Genomic DNA, 15,565 nt, shown 5'->3' on the forward strand with positions numbered 1-15,565 from the left:
ATGGAAAGATCAGTCTTTCAGTTATCCTGTTGGGTAAATTGGCTCCGCAGATTGTGCGAAACGCTGCACGAAAGATCGAAGAACGCCGAACCCGCCCCGTGCAGATAATCTGCTTCAAGCCCAAGTAGTTTAGCATCAAAACGCTGAAAGTAGGGACCGCATTGCTCCACCTGCGCAGAAGCTAGTCCAGAGTGCAGATTTTGGCTGACCGCTTGAATATTCGGGTCTGTGGAAGTGCATGTGTCTGCATTGCGGCCTTGTAGGAGCGGCTTTCATTCACAGACTCACACAGCGCGCTGAGCTTGGGTCGTGAGCCAAAGAGAGACTGTTTGTTGGCGTGCCACTCGGTCAGCATTGTGACGTAAAAATCCAGTGCGGTCAGACCGCGCGTCATGAAGTACGGATCGCCCGCAATTGCATCTTCCATCACATCGAAAAAGGCGTCGTAATCAACAGCTGCTTTTGCGCCGACCTCCTCGATCGCTTTGCTGCTCTCCGCATAGCGCTCAGGGTGCCCGAGGCGCGCTGCCGTCATGTAGCCTGAGGTCGTCATGACATTCAACCAAAACAGAATTTCTCCACGATTATCATCGCCGGGCACTGGAGTGATCCCGGATTTAGGGTACATCTCGCCTAATAGCGTCACAATCGCGGCAGTCTCTCCAATCGTTTTGCCATCTGCGTAGCCGAGCGCTGGTATCCGGCCGGTTGGGTTTAGACGCAGGAAATCTGGGGTCCGATGTGCGTCTGCGCCCATGTCCACGTAGATCAGTCGATATTCTGCACCGATTTCTTCAAGGACTGACTGCACCACAATCGAGCCTGCCAGATATTCCCAATAGAGCGTGAACATACCCCGTCTTCCCCATGTTTCTGTTTTTCATGGCGACATCCTGTGCGCCAATGCTCAGTATGGGTGGGTTCGATTACTTTGCACGCGTGATTTCATTTGGCCCCACTAAAGGAAATCTTTAGGGTGTCGACATGCATCTTTCTCATTTGAACGCGTTGCGCGCGCTGGAGGCTACATTGCGACATGGGAGCTTTTCACTGGCCGCCAACGAACTTGGAATTACTCCGGCTGCAGTTGGGCAAAGGGTTCGGTCTCTAGAACTTTACCTCGGAAAAAGTCTGTTCATTCGCTCCAGCTCGGGCATCGAGCCAACTGAGGATGCATTGCGGATTCGGGAATTGTTGGAAGGCGGCTTTGCAAGGCTTGCCGAGGCATTTGAGCAACTGAAGCCGAACGACGCGGCTGGCCGTATACGCATTACCCTGCCGGAGTCCTTTTCGGAAAACTGGTTGGCACCAATGCTTGCGGAATTCCAACATCAATACCCGGATGCGGACTTATACTTGGACCCATCCAATCGCGATATTGACTTGGTGAGAGAGGACTATGATCTTGCGATCAGATACGGACCCACCCGTGACACTGTATTGGAAGAACGCGTGCTTTTCGGCGATTTTGTTGCCCCGGTATGCTCGCCCGCTTTTGCAGACCAGCAAGGGCTGGGTCCGGATGTGCGATCGCTAAAGGGTGTACCGCTCATCCACGTCACCAATCGCACCAAGGACCCGGGATGGCTTGACTTCCAAGCATGGGGCGATGCCTTTGGGTTTGACCGCGATCATCTAAAACACGGTGTACGCATCTCGAAAACAGGTTCAGGGCTTCAAGCGGCGGCAGCGGGTCAGGGGCTGGCGCTTTGCGGGATTGTAGAAGCATTTCACGCGTTGAAAGCAGGATCGCTCATTCTGCCACTCGGACCGTCAAGGATGTGCCAGACAAAGTACGCCTATCGTCTCCTATGGGCGCGATCCCGAGCGAAATCTAATCTACGGGCGTTATTCGTCGAATGGATCACAGACAGATCAGACCGTTTCGTCAGTGAGTTAGACGCATACCTCGCTTCCCAAGGCTCAAGAGCGTCCGGGTAGTGGCCGCATTGTCCGCGACCCGGTCATTGCGGGAAGCGGAATGCTGCGAGATGCACGAATGTCTGGTTTGGTGACGCTGCATTCGGGCGCTCGATGATGCGACCAAGGTCCGCCTTGGGCCGCCCTCAACGAAGCCTGGCGGTGCAAGTTTTGAGATGGCGCGCGTGCTCCAAGGTCGGCATAGAGCCCAACGCGGACCTTTTTTGCCCAAGAGTCTCATTTTATAGATATAAAACGATAAGTTGCAGTTTGCCGGAATACACGATTTACTTGCTGTCAGCCCCCATAGCGGCGGCAAACATGAATGGTCAACGTAATGGCGAAGAACATGGATGCCCACAAACAACAAGCTGGGAAATCACAACCGTTTCTCGTATTTGATAACGTGAAAAAAACTTACGACCAGAAGAACTTGGTCGTAAAGGGATTCGATATGCAAGTCGAAGAAGGAGAGTTCATCACTCTTCTTGGTCCCTCAGGCTCCGGCAAAACAACTGTTCTGATGATGCTAGCAGGCTTTGAGAGCGTTACCTCAGGCGACATCGCAATAAAGGGGCAGTCGATCAATCGTATTGCACCCTATCGTCGAAATATCGGGATGGTGTTTCAAAACTACGCGCTGTTTCCGCATATGACAGTGGCGGAGAACTTAGCCTACCCGCTTTCGGTTCGGAAAGTGGCAAAGGCTGAAATAGATTCCAGAGTGGTTGCCTCGCTTAAGCTCGTGGAGTTGGACGGGTTTGGCGGACGTTATCCCGGCCAGCTCTCTGGTGGTCAAAGACAACGCGTGGCCTTGGCAAGATCGATGATTTTTGAGCCGACGCTTATCCTTATGGATGAGCCGCTGGGTGCGTTGGACAAGAAGCTGCGCGAACAAATGCAGTATGAGATCTCGCGCCTGCACGAGCAATTGGGTGTTACGGTCATATACGTGACGCATGATCAATCCGAGGCGCTGTCGATGTCCAACCGGATCGCTGTTTTTAACGACGGCGTCGTACAGCAATGCGCCCCGCCCGCGGAACTCTACGAGCGGCCCTCAAATGCGTTCGTGGCCGAGTTCATTGGCGAGAACAATTTTATCGATGGCCACGTTCAGTCGATCTCAGGCGATCAGGCCAAAGTCGTTACGCCGGGCGGCGAAATCGTGGTTGCGATGGCTGGCCAAGGGTTGACCGAGAATTCCGGTTGTCGTGTGTCGGTACGACCCGAGAAGCTGTTCATACACCCGACATCGCATGATCACGACAACGAGGTGACCGCGGCGTTCATAACGCGCATCTATGTGGGCGATTTCATCCGTTATTATTTCAGGCTGGCAAACGGTTCAGAGATTATTGTCAAAGTCCTGAACGATTTGTCCGCCCCTGAGTTTTCAGAAGGCCAGGACGGGCGTCTGATGTGGCTGACTTCGGATTGCATTGCGTTCCCTGTATGAGGTTGCGCGAAGTAATGAAAGGGAAAGCGGGACCCAAAGCTTCTCGCGACAACAGGAGGTGAATGTGATTAAAAATTCTGGATTGCTTACATATGCTGCTGCACTGGCAATGGTTTCATCGGGAGCCATGGCACAAGATCTGACCGTGACGTCGTTTGGTGGCGCTTACGGGGCGGCACAACAGAAACACATGATCGACCCATATATGGCCGACAGCGGCGTCAACGTTTTGTTTGAAGACTACGGCGGCGGCGTCGCCGAAATGAAAGCGCAAAGCGAATCCGGCAACATCCAATGGGATGTTGTTGATATCGAGGTGATCGACCTCGAGCGTGCTTGCTCGGAAGGGTATTTGGAAGTCATCGATCATTCGATTTTGCCACCGGGCGACGACGGCACACCCGCTGCCGAGGACTTTATTCCCGAGGCATTGCACGAATGTGGCGTCGGGAACATCGTTTGGACCATTATTTTCGCATACAACAACGATGCGTATTCCGACGGCCCTACAACGATCGAAGACTTCTTCAATACGGAAGCGTTCCCCGGCAAGCGCGGCCTGCGCAAACGTCCGCAGGTAAACATGGAATGGGCCCTTCTGGCCGATGGCGTGGCGCCAGACGAGGTCTATGACGTTCTATCCACCGATGAAGGTCAGGCACGAGCCTTCGCGAAGCTCGACACAATCAAAGACGATATCGTTTGGTATGATAGCTGGTCACAAGCACCTGTTCTTCTGAACGACGGTGGTGCCCAGATGGTGCAGTCCGCCAATGGTCGTATCTTCGCCGCCATCAAGGAAGAAAACGCCCCCTTCACAATGGTTTGGGATAGCCATGTCTATGACCTTGATGTTTGGTCGGTCATGAAAGGCACTGATAAGCTCGATACTGCGCTTGAGTTCGTCAAATTCGCAACTCAAACCGTGCCTCTGTCAGGTATGCAAGACGTGGCTTACGGCCCAACGCGCAAGTCTGCTCAGGCGCTTTTGCCGGATGACGTCAAGCAGGATCTGCCGACAGCACATCTTGACGAAGGTGTCAAAGCAGACGGCATCTTCTGGGCCGACTACGGTGAGTCACTAGGGGAAAAGTTCAACGAGTGGCTGCTTCAATAATCTAAGAGCACCAACCTGCGCCGTTCAATCGGCGCAGGTTCATCGACCGGAGACGAACAATTGCCCGAAGCCACCAGCGTCACCCCAGATGGGTTGAGCCGCGAAGACGCCCGTAACGCCGCGCGTGAATACCGGTCACGGCGTTGGAGAGCTTTTCTGTTCGTTGTGCCCCTTCTGGCTTTTATTGGGTTCTCATTTGTCGCACCTATAGCCTCGATGCTGTACCGCGGTGTCTATAATCCGACTGTTGCCAGCCTCGTACCCGAGACGCTCGAAAAACTGCCAAGCTGGCAAGGCGAGGAACGTCCAAGCGACGAGATTCTTAGCATCTTCGCCCTTGATCTAAAGAGGCTCGCCAACGATCGCACTTCGGGTCAACTGGCGGAAGAAGTGAATCGTGCCCTTCCCGGGTCCTCCAGCGTCATCAAATCCTCCGCGCGCAAGCTGCGTCGTGTTGATGACAGCGAGCTAGCCAATAATGGCGCCGCGATCCTGATCGATGCTAACGCGAAATGGGCAGAACCAGAGATCTGGCAAGCACTAAAAAAGACCGGTCAGGTCTATACCGCCGGATACTACCTGACTGCGCTCGACCTCGAGAACGACCCAGACGGCGGCATCCAACGCCGCGAGACGCAGATTTACGTCAAACTCTATGGCAAGACGCTTCGAATGGCGCTGATCATAACGATTTTGACTGTTATTCTTGGTTACCCGCTAGCCTATTTCATGGCCAACAGCTCCAGCGGAACGGCGAACCTCCTGATGGTGTTTGTCCTGTTGCCTTTCTGGACCTCGCTTCTTGTGCGAACCACCGCATGGATCGCACTGTTACAAACAAACGGAGTGGTTAATTCCACCCTGCTTGCCCTGGGTCTGACCGATGCGCCGCTTGAGATGTTGTATACGCAATTCTCGACCATCATTGCGATGACGCATATCCTGTTGCCCTTCATGATCCTGCCGCTTTATTCGGTCATGCGTGGCATTGATCCCAGTTACATGCGCGCGGCAATGTCGATGGGCAGCCCACCGATCCCGGCCTTCCTTCGCATTTACCTTCCGATGAGCTTGCCGGGCCTGTCAGCGGGCGCGTTGTTGGTTTTCATAATTTCAGTTGGCTACTACATCACTCCGGCATTGGTTGGGGGCACCGATGGCCAGATGATCTCGAACATCATCGCCTTTCACATGCAGCAATCCAACAACTGGGAGCTTGCAGCCGCCCTTGGCTCGCTTCTGTTGTTCTTAATCCTTGCGCTCTACTGGCTCTATGACCGGTTCGTGGGCGCGGGCAACATCAAACTGGGTTAGAGCGATGCGGAAGTTCCCAGAGTATTTTACCTTTTGGCACATAGCTGGACATTATAGTCTGCGTTTCTCAGCCTACCTGGTACTCGTTTTTCTGATGTTGCCAATTTTAGTTATTGTGCCCCTGTCTTTCAATGCAGAACCATTCTTTACGTTCACTGAAGGTATGCTTTCGCTAGACCCGGATGCCTTTTCCCTGCGCTGGTACCAGGCCATCGCACAGGATCAGAAATGGACGCTTGCCATCTGGAATAGTTTTGTCGTGGGCATCGCCGCTGCGATCTTAGCAACAGGATTGGGAACTCTTGCGGCGGTTGGTCTCGCGTCGCCTTGGATGCCATTTAAGCGCTTGATCACTGCGCTTCTTCTCTCGCCCATGATCGTGCCATTAATCATCATCGCTGCTGGCATGTTCTTTTTCTATACAAGCTTTAATTTGGTCAGCACCTACCCTGGCCTAATAATTGCTCATGCAGCCCTTGGCGTACCGTTCGTTATCATCACTGTCACCGCAACATTGACTGGCTTTGATCGTTCACTATTCAGCGCTGGCCTTAGTCTAGGAGCTTCGCCAACTAAAGTGTTTTTCGATGTGGTTATTCCGATTATCCGGCCCGGTGTCATCTCTGGAGGACTGTTTGCTTTCGTAACTTCATTTGATGAAGTAGTCTTGGTGTTGTTTTTGGCGGGTCCAGAACAAAGAACAATCCCTCGCCAGATGTTTTCAGGGCTACGCGAGCAGATAAATCCAACGATCCTCGCGGTAGCAACGCTTTTGGTGCTTCTATCCATAGCTCTCTTAGCAACACTTGAATTGCTGCGACGTAGATCCGAGCGTCTTAGAGGCACTTCTGACTAACTGCACCGGATTTAAGAAACTGGATTACTTCAGCCATGAAGAATGTTGACGATTCATCATCATCAAAAAAGTGAGCTTTCTTTAACCCAAAATTGATGCACTAAAACTTGGTGATTTGTCCTCCGAGCCGGCGCTCGAAGGGCGATTGAACACTGATGTGCGGTTAGCAGACACAAATGGCGCGTTTGTCCGCACAGCAGGCATTCGCCAAAACTCTATGAGCAACCGCTTCGAGCCCGAAGCAGCCTTAGCCGCGCAGGGCGCCAATGGCGGCTTTCTTCGCTGCCTCTTCGGCAAAACATGGATTTGGCGGTCCCGGCATCCCGGAACCGCCCACGAGTTGACAGACCGTTTAGCCAGGCAGGTCGACAAGCCGCTCCCGGCTGGAGCCCGCTGTGCGCATCGGCTTAAACGCGGCGAGCAGAATGGCTGCGATGATGATCTCAAACGCCAGAGCGCTGATCACGCTGCCGGACGGCATGCCATCCATGACAATGCCCACGATGCGCCCGAGGGGGAAGGCGAGGAAGACCGTGAGCGCGACAGCAAGCGCGATTGGAGCCATGGCCACGCTGACGACGCCTGCCAGCATAAGTGCCCCAAATACCGCCAGTCCTGCGCCGGGTGCGCGAAGCTCGTTCAGTAGGTTGGGGTCCTGTCCAAGCGAAATGCCGTAGCCGGCATAGAAGGCATGAGGCGCCAGAGTGATCAAGGTGCCGATAGCCAGTGCCGTGAGGCCGCTGATCCCGAGAGTGATCTTCTGAAAACGTGTAAGTTGCATGTTTCTTGTTCCTTTTGGTTTGACTTCGTTAGGCCGCCTTGGCCCATTTGCCCGCTGCTGCAGCGGCTTGTGCGAATTCGGTGAAGTCGCGGGGTGCCCGACCGATGGCGCGCATCACGCCGTCGCCGATCTTGGCATTCCGACCGTCGAAGGTTTCGCGCGCGATGCTTGTGACGATATCGGCGAAGACGGTTCCGCTCGTCGCCTCAAGCTCGGCATGGAAATCCTCGAAAGAGATCGGCAGATAATCGACACGCCGCCCCATCGCACCGGACAGTATGTCGGCGACCTCAGCGAAGCTCAGCAACCTTGGACCCGTGCATTCATAAGTCTGGCCGGAGTGGCCAGCGCCCGTTAGTGCCTCGACAATGACATCAGCAAGATCATCGATATCAATAATGGGCTCTTCAAGATCACCACCGGGCATCGGGACGACACCTTCCATTGCCGGCTCCCAGAGCGACCCTTCCGAGAAGTTCTGCGCAAACCAGGCAGAGCGGACGATAGTGAAGTCCAGACCGGACTTGGCAATCACCTCTTCGCCGAGTTGCGCATGGTGTTCGCCACGGCCGGTGAGGATGACCAAGCGCTCGACACCGCACGACGCAGCGACACGGGTGAAGCGCGTCAGGTTCTCTACGGCGCCCGGGAATGCGTAGTCTGGATGATAGTTGACGTAGACCGCTCCCATGTCACGCATGGCATTCTCCCATGTTGTTGGATCGTCCCAGTCGAAGGGGGGCTGCGCTTTGCGCGACCCTAAGCGGGCATCGTGCCCCGCCGCCTTGAGCCGGGCCAGCACGCGGGACCCGGTTTTTCCGGTCGCGCCTGTAACGAGGATTGGTTTGGATGTCATGTTTGGTCTCCCTTGATTGACGTGATGACCAAGGGATAGCCGTCGCTAGGCGCGACCGTATTTGCATCGGACGCCAGTGTTTGGGCTCAAGACGCCAACGCCAATTCGATGGTTTGAGTTTAGACTTAAGCGCCGCGACGATAGTTTGCTGGCGTTTCTCCGCGCCAGCGTTTGAAGGCCCGAGTGAACGTGCTCTGATCAGAGAATCCGGTCAAAAAGGCGATCTCTGCTAAGGCATAATCCGTGCGCCGCAGCAGTTGCTCGGATAGTGATTTCCGCGCGTCTAGCACCAAGTCTTGGTAGGCCAGACCATCTGCGGACAGACGGCGCTGCAAAGTCCGGGTACTCATACCCAAACGCTCTGCCACCTCCGCAAGCGTGGGCACACCTTCGCTGAGCGTCTCACGGATCTGATCCAAAATACGCCGCTCAAGCTCGGACGTGTCATTGATCTGGCTAAGCTGGGTGTCGAGATGTGTCTCAAAAAACTTGGACATGCCATCGTCAGACAATCGGTTTACCTGGCTTGCTGCTGCCGTAGTGACTTCAAGTGCGTCGCGCCCAGCATTGAAATGAATTGGACAACGAAAGTGCTCTTGATACACGCCGTCATCCTCGGGACGGTCCGCCAAAAGATGAACGGCGACTGGGGAGAACTCATCGCTGCCGACTTCCCGGCTAAGAGACAGCGCTGCGGCTAGAGCCAGTTCATTGGTCATCCTGAGGCCAGGACGCCTGTCCCGTCCTTGAATGACTTCCATAAAGACCGACGTCCCCGACCGTTCTACGCGGAAATTGGCAATCGAGGTCACGACCTTCCCGTAGCGTTCGACACGAGCATAGGAGCCGAGAAGATTAGGGGCAGATTTGAAGGCAAGCCCAAAAGCGCCGTAGTCATCGCATCGCATTGACGCGCCCACGTATATCGGAACGGATCGACCGAGATCACCAAGGTGCGCGATGCGCTCTAGTAATCCAAAAAAGTCGCCATCCAAGATCATCGCGCTGGGATCAGCTGGAGCCGACGGGTCCAACCCAACGCTTGCGAAAAGTGCCAACCGTTCATCTGTATCGACGCATTCAAGAGCGACCGCAGCATTTAGTGCTTTGTGTACGAAGACCGTCGAAATCCATCCCATTCGGCGAGGATAACTGAAGACGCCCAAGCTGCAAATTGGCACCCATAGCACAAACTCTCGCGGTTAGTGCCTTTGCTTGCGTTCTCGCGCCTCAGCAGAATTGGATGAGACAGAAGAGAATGGTCGACATGGGCTTACTCCAGTTTGCGGGTGGTGCGGCAGGAGCGCAGAGTCTCCCGCCGATTGATCTGGGGTGGATCAGGCAGCCGCAGACCAGGCGCCTGCTTCCATGGCGGTCGCGGCGAATTCTGCGAAGTCACGCGGCTTGCGACCCAAGGCGCGCTCGACCCCGTCCGCACTATGGGCGTTGCGCCCGTCGAGCGTTTCACGCGCGATCTGTGTGAAGACGTCGGCCACGAAGTCCCCGCCAGCAGCTGCGACATTGGCGTGGAAGTCCTCGAACGCGATGGGGATATGCTGGATCGGGCGGCCCAGAGTGGTGGAAAGGATGTCAGCCATTTCGGCAAAGGTCATCAGACGCGGGCCAGTGACCTCGTACCGTTCACCCAAATGCCCCCCTTCGGTCAAAGCGGCGACAACCACATCGGCAATGTCGTCGATATCGATGATCGGCTCCGCAATGTCGCCACCTGGCATCGGCAGCACACCGCCAAGGATCGGGTCGCGCAGATAGCCTTCGGAGAAGTTCTGCGCGAACCAGGCCGCGCGCACAATGGTAAAGGGAACGCCAGAGTTGCGGATCACGTCCTCGCCCATGCTGGCGAAGTGTTCTCCTCGGCCGGACAGCAATACGATGTGTTGCAGGCCGGTCTCCAGAGCGACCTTGGCAAAAGCCTCCAACTTTTCCACCGCGCCCGGGAAGGCAAGATCGGGGAAGTAGGTGACATAGGCTTTGGATACGCCGGTCAGGATCGGGGCCCATGTGCTTTGGTCTTCCCAATCGAAGGGGGTTTCAGAGAGGCGCGTGCCACGACGAACGGGCAGGCCCTTGGCTTCAAGCTTGGTTACAACGCGCGATCCGGTTTTTCCGGTGGCGCCAATTACGAGGATGGGTTGGTTGGTCATAGTCATCTCCTATGGTGAGCTGAGAGCTCGTTGGTTGTGTTGAATTGGAATGGAGTTGGTCGGATGGCTGCTGAGGTTAAAGAAACTCAGCGGCCGCCAGTCCCATCGCGACAAAGCAAACAAGCGATGGGAGATAGATCACGTAGAACTGGACTTGCGATCCCCGGTGCAGACGCGAATTGCGGACCAGCTGCCAGCGTTGGGTTCTATGAGTTTCGCGGCGCATCGCTAAACACTCGCCCGAACTTGGCCGACTAGGATCGACCAATCCATGCCCAAGGCGCTATAGACGTCACCGGCCTGCGCGTTCGCATTATCTGCAAGAATTTCGATCATCAGGCTGGCACCATCCGCGATGACAACTCCGGCTTGTGTAAGCCGGTGCAAAGCCGTCTCACGCTTTGTCATGTTAAACGTCCCGCTGGCATCGACGGCGATGTAGGCGTCGAACCCTTCGCGCACGGCCCGCATCGCGGGAAACGCGGCGCAGACTTCCAGCGACAGCCCGGCGAAGATCAGTTTGCTTCGCCCGGTTGCGCGAATGGCCTCTTCCACCCGTGGATCGTCCCATGCGTTGACCGTTGTTCGGTCGATAAAGGTCTGATCTGGCAAGGCTTCCTGCAATTCCGGAATAGCAGGCCCCCATAAAGTCTCTGACGATGTCGTAGTCGTGACAATCGGCAGGCCGAGCGCCTTTGCGGCTTTGGCCAAGCCGACGATGTTGAGTTTGAGGTCCGCGATAGAATAGTCGCGGATTCCAGTCATCAGTCCCACCTGATTGTCGACAAATACAACGGCGGCATTGTCACGGGTAAGGGGTTCCGGGTTGTTCAGTTTCGTCACGGTCTTCTCCTTTTAAGGTTGTTGTTGGGTGGTGTTGGTTTCAGTCAATTGATCCAAGGCGACCGGCTCGGTAGTCAGCCTCGACAGCGTCAAGCTCTGCCGCGTTGCCCATGGCGAATGGACCCCGTTGAACAAAGGCTTGGCGCAGGGGGTGTCCTCGAAACAGGACGGCATGAGCGCCCTCTTCGGAGGAAAATGAGATGTCCGCGGCACCTGCAAATGCGATGGCTTTGCCAGGTTCGAGGTCGGCAGACCCTGCGTTCCAGGTCACAGTGGAGGTGCCGGTGATGGCCAAGACCCAGGCGTGTTGGTCGCTGTTGCCGTTGTGCGTGAACTGACCGCCGGGCTGCATGTTGATATCCAGGAGCGTAAGCGGAACGTCGGGCGCGACCCCACCCATGACACCGTTGCTGTCCCCAAGTATCAGCCGCGCGGTAGAGCGGTCGCCTGCAAGCTTTGGGATGTCCTTGGCTGCGAGGTGAAATGCAGATGGCGCGTCGTGCCGGTTCTCTGCGGGCAAGTTGACGAAGACCTGCAATGCGTGGGTTCTGGCATCGGGCCCCGGCGCTTCGTCATGTAGGGCGCCGCGCGCGGCCTTGAACCAATAGAGATCGCCAGGCGCCAGCTCGAGGTCATTGCCAAGGGAGTCGCGGTTGCGGAACGCGCCTTCGCTGTCCTCAAACATCACGGTCACAGCAGACAGGCCTGCGTGCGCGTGGGGCCCGAACGTGGGCTTTGTCGCGTAGAAGTGGTCCACCATGATCAGCGGGTCCATCAGCCCCTGGAAGTCCGCGTGCTGGTAGCTTTGAGCCACAAAGCCATCGCCGATGGTGATCTTGCGACCGTCGCTTTGTGCATGTGTTTCACAGGGGGCGCCTGCGAGTGTGTCGATAAGTTGCTTGGTCATGTCAGTCTCTCGCTTCTGTTGAATTTAGAATATGAGCGAGACAATCAGCGGAAAATCGGTCAATATCAGGACTTATCGTTCTACACATGGAACAATAGGATGAGGCATAGCATGGACCTTAACGACGCCTTCTACTTTGTTCATGTTGTTGAAAAGGGCGGATTTTCCGCCGCAGCCCGGTCGTTGAACATTCCCAAGTCCCGGCTCAGCCGCCGTGTGCGGCAGCTTGAGGAAGACCTTGGCGTGCGCCTTTTGCAGCGCACATCGCGCATCGTCACGACGACAGAGATCGGCGAAGACTACTACCGCCACGCGCAAAAGGCCCTCGCACAGTTCGAAGTCGCCGAAACCGCCGTCCGTCGCAAAACCAACAGGATCGAAGGCACTGTGACCGTGTCCTGTTCCGTGGGGATGGCGCAGTTCGGTCTGGACCAAATCTTACCGCGTTTTCTTCAGGACAATCCTGGAGTGACCGTTGTCCAGCGCGCCTCGAACCGGATGGAGGATTTGATCAAAGGGGGGATCGATATGGCGATCCGCGGACACATGGACACTCTGCCCGACTCGAGCCTCATCCAAGTGCGACTGGCACGGGTGAAATGGCACTTGTTCTGCTCGCCGGACTACCAGATCACACTCGATCCGTCAGATGATCCGGCCGGGCTTGCAAATCACCCGGCCCTGGTTCTTGGCAGACCCGGAGCGACGCACCAATGGCTGCTGAGCGATCGTGACGGGCAAAGCGCATCGATCCCCTGCAAGGTGCGCTTTGCAAGCGATGATATGTCAACGCTCAAAAACGCGGCGGCTTTGTCCTTGGGGCTTGTTGCCCTGCCTTCCTACGTGTGCCAACAAGAGGTTGAAGCCGGATCACTTGTGCGCGTATTGCCGGGTTGGACGGCGGGAACCCCACAAATCAGCCTCCTGATGCCTTCGCGGGAAGGATTGTTGCCTGCGTTTGAGGTGTTGCTTGATTTCTTGAAGCGTGAATTACCAACCGTTCTGGCCGGCGATGCACCAGCGGACACGTAACAGCGGCTCCAACGGGATTGAACCTCCCGCGTCCAGCTGTAGCATTTCACCTTCCTTTGCGGCTGAGCTTGGTAATTCTCGTTCAGAGAAGGAAAACAAGCAGACATTAGAGCGGGGGAGATCAATGGCAGTTTTGTCCCGCAGAACAGTCGTTCACACCGAGTGCAGCGAATGACTGCTTCGAGCCCATTTTGACGGATGCTGCACGGCGCATGAATGTCCGGATTAAGCGACAAGCCTGAACACTACACAATTAAAGGCGGTTTGACCTGAGAAACGGGACGCGCATACGCTGTCGTCGACAAAAAAAGCGACAAAGGTTTTTTTCATGACATTTCAATTGGCAGGTAACGGACCCAAAATTTACGAAGAAGTCATGGTGCCCCTTTGGTTTGGCCGGTGGGCTGAAGCGCTTGTTGAACAGGCTTCACTAGGTTCTTCGGAACGTGTCTTAGATGTTGCTTGCGGAACAGGTGTGACGACCCGACTGGCGAAGTCAAAGGTTGGAACTAGCGGCCGAGTCGATGGTTTGGACATCAACGCGCCAATGCTCACCAAGGCACAAGAATTAGCTGTTGATCTCGATATTCGATGGATTGAGAGCGATGTATGCGGGAGCGGACTGCCTTCAGGGTCTTACGATGTCATTCTTTCGCAGCATGGCTACCATTACTTTCCGGAAAAGCCCAAAGCTCTAAGCGAGTTCTTGCGGCTTCTGGTTCCAGGTGGGCGCCTGGCCTTCTCAATCTGGGATGGGCATAGCGCTTACACTGAAGCCCTATGCTCTGCTGTTGCCCACCACATCTCCCCCGAGATTGCAGAAAAGCAAAGGGCTCAACGGCAGACGCCAACAGCGAAAAAATTAAAACAGCAGGTCGCGGATCAAGGGTTTTCGGATGTGGCCGTTCACCGGCAAGAACTGATGATCGATGTTCCGCTTGCGCCCGAATTTGTGCCCATGCATCTGGCGTCTATGCCAATTGCAGGCGCGTTTCTCGCACTCGGAGAAGAGGCGCAAAATGCCTTGATCCAGGAGGTCGCGGAAAAGCTCGACGCATATGTTGTAGGAGATAGACTTGTCTATCCTGACGCGGTGAATGTCGTAACAGGACGAAAATAGCATCCCCGCGTCGCTCATTCTTGTGTGAAGCCACAACCCAGTTAGGTTGATATCCAATCGCAAACTTGCTGCGTGTGGCGCTGAAAGCAGACGTTGGCGGAGTTGTGGCGAAAGTACGCTTTGTTGCGCACACCCGAAATTGGCTAACGTTGTTCCCGACGCCTAAAACGCGGTGGTTCCACTTTGTAGCTTGTCCAGGTGAGGCCCCTAGTTAACCTTACGCAATGCCGCCGCGCCAACTCGGAACTCAGATCCAGCCCATCCCGTTTTCCAGCATCTCAGATGACTACTGGATATACATCCACTGCGATGATGTCCGCTGTATCCATGGTGCGAGCCTCCGGCCCAGCGACGTGGTTGAAAGGCTGGGAGGTGATGTCACCCTGCGCAGCGTTTTGGGTAAAGCCCGGTGTACCCGATGCGGCAGGCACCCGGTCAGCATCAAACAGGTATATAGACGGCAGAGCGGGTGGTGAGGCTCGTTTGAATATAGTCAAAAGTCTTCTTTGAGCCCAAAGCCGCGCGTCAGGCTAACAAATCAGCTTCGAGATGTTCAGTAAAGGTGTATGAGTGTGTGTTGATGTCGCCACTCCAGCGCCAGATTGCGATAAAGCCCTCTGCGCCTGTTCGAAATGCATGTGGCATCATACTTGGATGGTGAATCATTGAACCAACCCCTCTCATCCGAATGTCATCTCCGGCCGTCCAAAGAGCCTGTCCCGCAATAATGACATATGTCTCGTCGGCGTCATGAAGATGCATAGGATAGTAGCTGTCGGGTCGCATGTAGACCAAACCCAACCTTACGTCCGGCGCCGGTATCGGTCCTTCTGGTCCCATCAGTGTTAGGACGCTTATCAAGGCGGCTATACTCGATTGGGTGTTGCCCTCAACCGGGTTTGATCCCCAGCTCAAGAGATGCTGTGCGGCCAAGACCGAACTAGCTGCCGGATGATTGCTATTGGCCAAGACAGCACGCATACCCGCATCTAGGGAGCAAGGTGGAACGGGTTCAAAGGCAACAGGAGTTGGCGTTACCAAAAGCGTGTTCGCTGTATGAGGTCCTTGAATGTCTACCTCGGTCTCATAGACCTTTGCAATTTCTACCAGCATATCTTGAATGATTTCGTCTTGCGCCATGACCAGTGCATCCAAATCCCAAATGTCAGCGCTGCTTTGATCGATTTTCGATGCT

The 15,565-nt window shown here is 55.2% G+C and carries 15 protein-coding genes; 7 read left to right on the plus strand and 8 right to left on the minus strand.

Going from position 1 to position 15,565, the window contains the following annotated elements:
- Nucleotides 1-181: 181 nt before the first annotated feature.
- A complete protein-coding gene (locus GOX45_RS20520; protein ID WP_171103607.1) occupies nucleotides 182-853 on the minus strand; it encodes a glutathione S-transferase family protein in 672 nt (223 codons plus the stop codon).
- A gap of 131 nt (nucleotides 854-984) precedes the next feature.
- Between GOX45_RS20520 and GOX45_RS20525 the strand changes: the two genes are divergently transcribed.
- The 5 genes from GOX45_RS20525 (at nucleotide 985) to GOX45_RS20545 (ending at nucleotide 6,666) form a co-directional block, all read left to right on the plus strand.
- Nucleotides 985-1,941: a LysR substrate-binding domain-containing protein gene (locus GOX45_RS20525; RefSeq protein ID WP_171103610.1), complete on the plus strand. Its 957-nt coding sequence runs from the start codon at nucleotides 985-987 to the stop codon at nucleotides 1,939-1,941.
- Between the two features lie 304 nt (nucleotides 1,942-2,245).
- Nucleotides 2,246-3,379 carry an ABC transporter ATP-binding protein gene (locus GOX45_RS20530; RefSeq protein ID WP_371809003.1) on the plus strand — a complete coding sequence of 378 codons (1,134 nt, stop codon included), beginning with the start codon at nucleotides 2,246-2,248 and terminating at the stop codon, nucleotides 3,377-3,379.
- Between the two features lie 127 nt (nucleotides 3,380-3,506).
- Nucleotides 3,507-4,496, plus strand: a complete 990-nt coding sequence (locus tag GOX45_RS20535; RefSeq protein ID WP_245223352.1) for an ABC transporter substrate-binding protein — start codon at nucleotides 3,507-3,509, stop codon at nucleotides 4,494-4,496.
- Nucleotides 4,497-4,556: 60 nt separating this feature from the next.
- On the plus strand, nucleotides 4,557-5,810 hold the full coding sequence (locus GOX45_RS20540) for an ABC transporter permease (RefSeq protein WP_245223351.1): 1,254 nt from the start codon (nucleotides 4,557-4,559) through the stop codon (nucleotides 5,808-5,810).
- A gap of 4 nt (nucleotides 5,811-5,814) precedes the next feature.
- Nucleotides 5,815-6,666, plus strand: coding sequence for an ABC transporter permease (locus tag GOX45_RS20545; RefSeq protein ID WP_171103639.1), 852 nt, complete (start codon nucleotides 5,815-5,817; stop codon nucleotides 6,664-6,666).
- A gap of 352 nt (nucleotides 6,667-7,018) precedes the next feature.
- On the opposite strand, the gene GOX45_RS20550 is transcribed toward GOX45_RS20545, so the two are convergent.
- The 6 genes from GOX45_RS20550 to GOX45_RS20575 form a co-directional block, all read right to left on the minus strand.
- Nucleotides 7,019-7,447, minus strand: coding sequence for a DUF4345 domain-containing protein (locus GOX45_RS20550; protein ID WP_171103612.1), 429 nt, complete (start codon nucleotides 7,445-7,447; stop codon nucleotides 7,019-7,021).
- Between the two features lie 28 nt (nucleotides 7,448-7,475).
- Nucleotides 7,476-8,303 (minus strand): SDR family oxidoreductase, encoded by an 828-nt coding sequence (locus GOX45_RS20555; protein WP_171103614.1) that lies wholly within the window; start codon nucleotides 8,301-8,303, stop codon nucleotides 7,476-7,478.
- A 125-nt stretch (nucleotides 8,304-8,428) separates the two neighbouring features.
- Nucleotides 8,429-9,442 carry an AraC family transcriptional regulator gene (locus GOX45_RS20560; RefSeq protein WP_171103616.1) on the minus strand — a complete coding sequence of 338 codons (1,014 nt, stop codon included), beginning with the start codon at nucleotides 9,440-9,442 and terminating at the stop codon, nucleotides 8,429-8,431.
- Nucleotides 9,443-9,640: 198 nt separating this feature from the next.
- Nucleotides 9,641-10,468, minus strand: coding sequence for an NmrA family NAD(P)-binding protein (locus GOX45_RS20565; RefSeq protein WP_171103618.1), 828 nt, complete (start codon nucleotides 10,466-10,468; stop codon nucleotides 9,641-9,643).
- Between the two features lie 228 nt (nucleotides 10,469-10,696).
- Entirely contained in the window at nucleotides 10,697-11,311 is a 615-nt protein-coding gene (locus GOX45_RS20570) for an isochorismatase family protein (RefSeq protein WP_171103619.1), read from the minus strand.
- Between the two features lie 40 nt (nucleotides 11,312-11,351).
- Complete coding sequence (locus GOX45_RS20575) at nucleotides 11,352-12,218, minus strand: pirin family protein (protein WP_171103621.1); 867 nt, start codon at nucleotides 12,216-12,218, stop codon at nucleotides 11,352-11,354.
- 111 nt (nucleotides 12,219-12,329) lie between these two features.
- Here GOX45_RS20575 and GOX45_RS20580 point away from each other — a divergent pair, with 111 nt between their 5' ends.
- Together GOX45_RS20580 and GOX45_RS20585 are read left to right on the plus strand one after the other, a co-directional pair.
- A complete protein-coding gene (locus tag GOX45_RS20580) occupies nucleotides 12,330-13,250 on the plus strand; it encodes a LysR substrate-binding domain-containing protein (RefSeq protein WP_217350601.1) in 921 nt (306 codons plus the stop codon).
- A gap of 328 nt (nucleotides 13,251-13,578) precedes the next feature.
- Nucleotides 13,579-14,370: a class I SAM-dependent methyltransferase gene (locus tag GOX45_RS20585; RefSeq protein WP_171103625.1), complete on the plus strand. Its 792-nt coding sequence runs from the start codon at nucleotides 13,579-13,581 to the stop codon at nucleotides 14,368-14,370.
- Nucleotides 14,371-14,895: 525 nt separating this feature from the next.
- Here the strand turns inward: GOX45_RS20585 and GOX45_RS20590 are convergent.
- Nucleotides 14,896-15,565, minus strand: a 670-nt coding sequence (locus tag GOX45_RS20590) for a dimethylsulfonioproprionate lyase family protein (RefSeq protein ID WP_254446120.1), incomplete at its 5' end; no start/stop codon positions are given.

It is taken from the genome of Ruegeria sp. HKCCD7255 (assembly GCF_013031565.1).
GTDB lineage: Bacteria > Pseudomonadota > Alphaproteobacteria > Rhodobacterales > Rhodobacteraceae > Ruegeria.

Bases quoted from the DNA above. Each gene is read 5' to 3' on its own strand.
- GOX45_RS20550 (WP_171103612.1), bottom strand. From the start codon at position 7,447: ATGCAACTTACACGTTTTCAGAAGATCACTCTCGGGATCAGCGGCCTC.
- GOX45_RS20575 (WP_171103621.1), bottom strand. From the start codon at position 12,218: ATGACCAAGCAACTTATCGACACACTCGCAGGCGCCCCCTGTGAAACA.
- GOX45_RS20530 (WP_371809003.1), top strand. From the start codon at position 2,246: ATGGTCAACGTAATGGCGAAGAACATGGATGCCCACAAACAACAAGCT.
- GOX45_RS20560 (WP_171103616.1), bottom strand. From the start codon at position 9,442: ATGGGATGGATTTCGACGGTCTTCGTACACAAAGCACTAAATGCTGCG.
- GOX45_RS20555 (WP_171103614.1), bottom strand. From the start codon at position 8,303: ATGACATCCAAACCAATCCTCGTTACAGGCGCGACCGGAAAAACCGGG.
- GOX45_RS20535 (WP_245223352.1), top strand. From the start codon at position 3,507: ATGGCACAAGATCTGACCGTGACGTCGTTTGGTGGCGCTTACGGGGCG.
- GOX45_RS20580 (WP_217350601.1), top strand. From the start codon at position 12,330: ATGGACCTTAACGACGCCTTCTACTTTGTTCATGTTGTTGAAAAGGGC.
- GOX45_RS20585 (WP_171103625.1), top strand. From the start codon at position 13,579: ATGACATTTCAATTGGCAGGTAACGGACCCAAAATTTACGAAGAAGTC.
- GOX45_RS20525 (WP_171103610.1), top strand. From the start codon at position 985: ATGCATCTTTCTCATTTGAACGCGTTGCGCGCGCTGGAGGCTACATTG.
- GOX45_RS20520 (WP_171103607.1), bottom strand. From the start codon at position 853: ATGTTCACGCTCTATTGGGAATATCTGGCAGGCTCGATTGTGGTGCAG.
- GOX45_RS20545 (WP_171103639.1), top strand. From the start codon at position 5,815: ATGCGGAAGTTCCCAGAGTATTTTACCTTTTGGCACATAGCTGGACAT.
- GOX45_RS20565 (WP_171103618.1), bottom strand. From the start codon at position 10,468: ATGACCAACCAACCCATCCTCGTAATTGGCGCCACCGGAAAAACCGGA.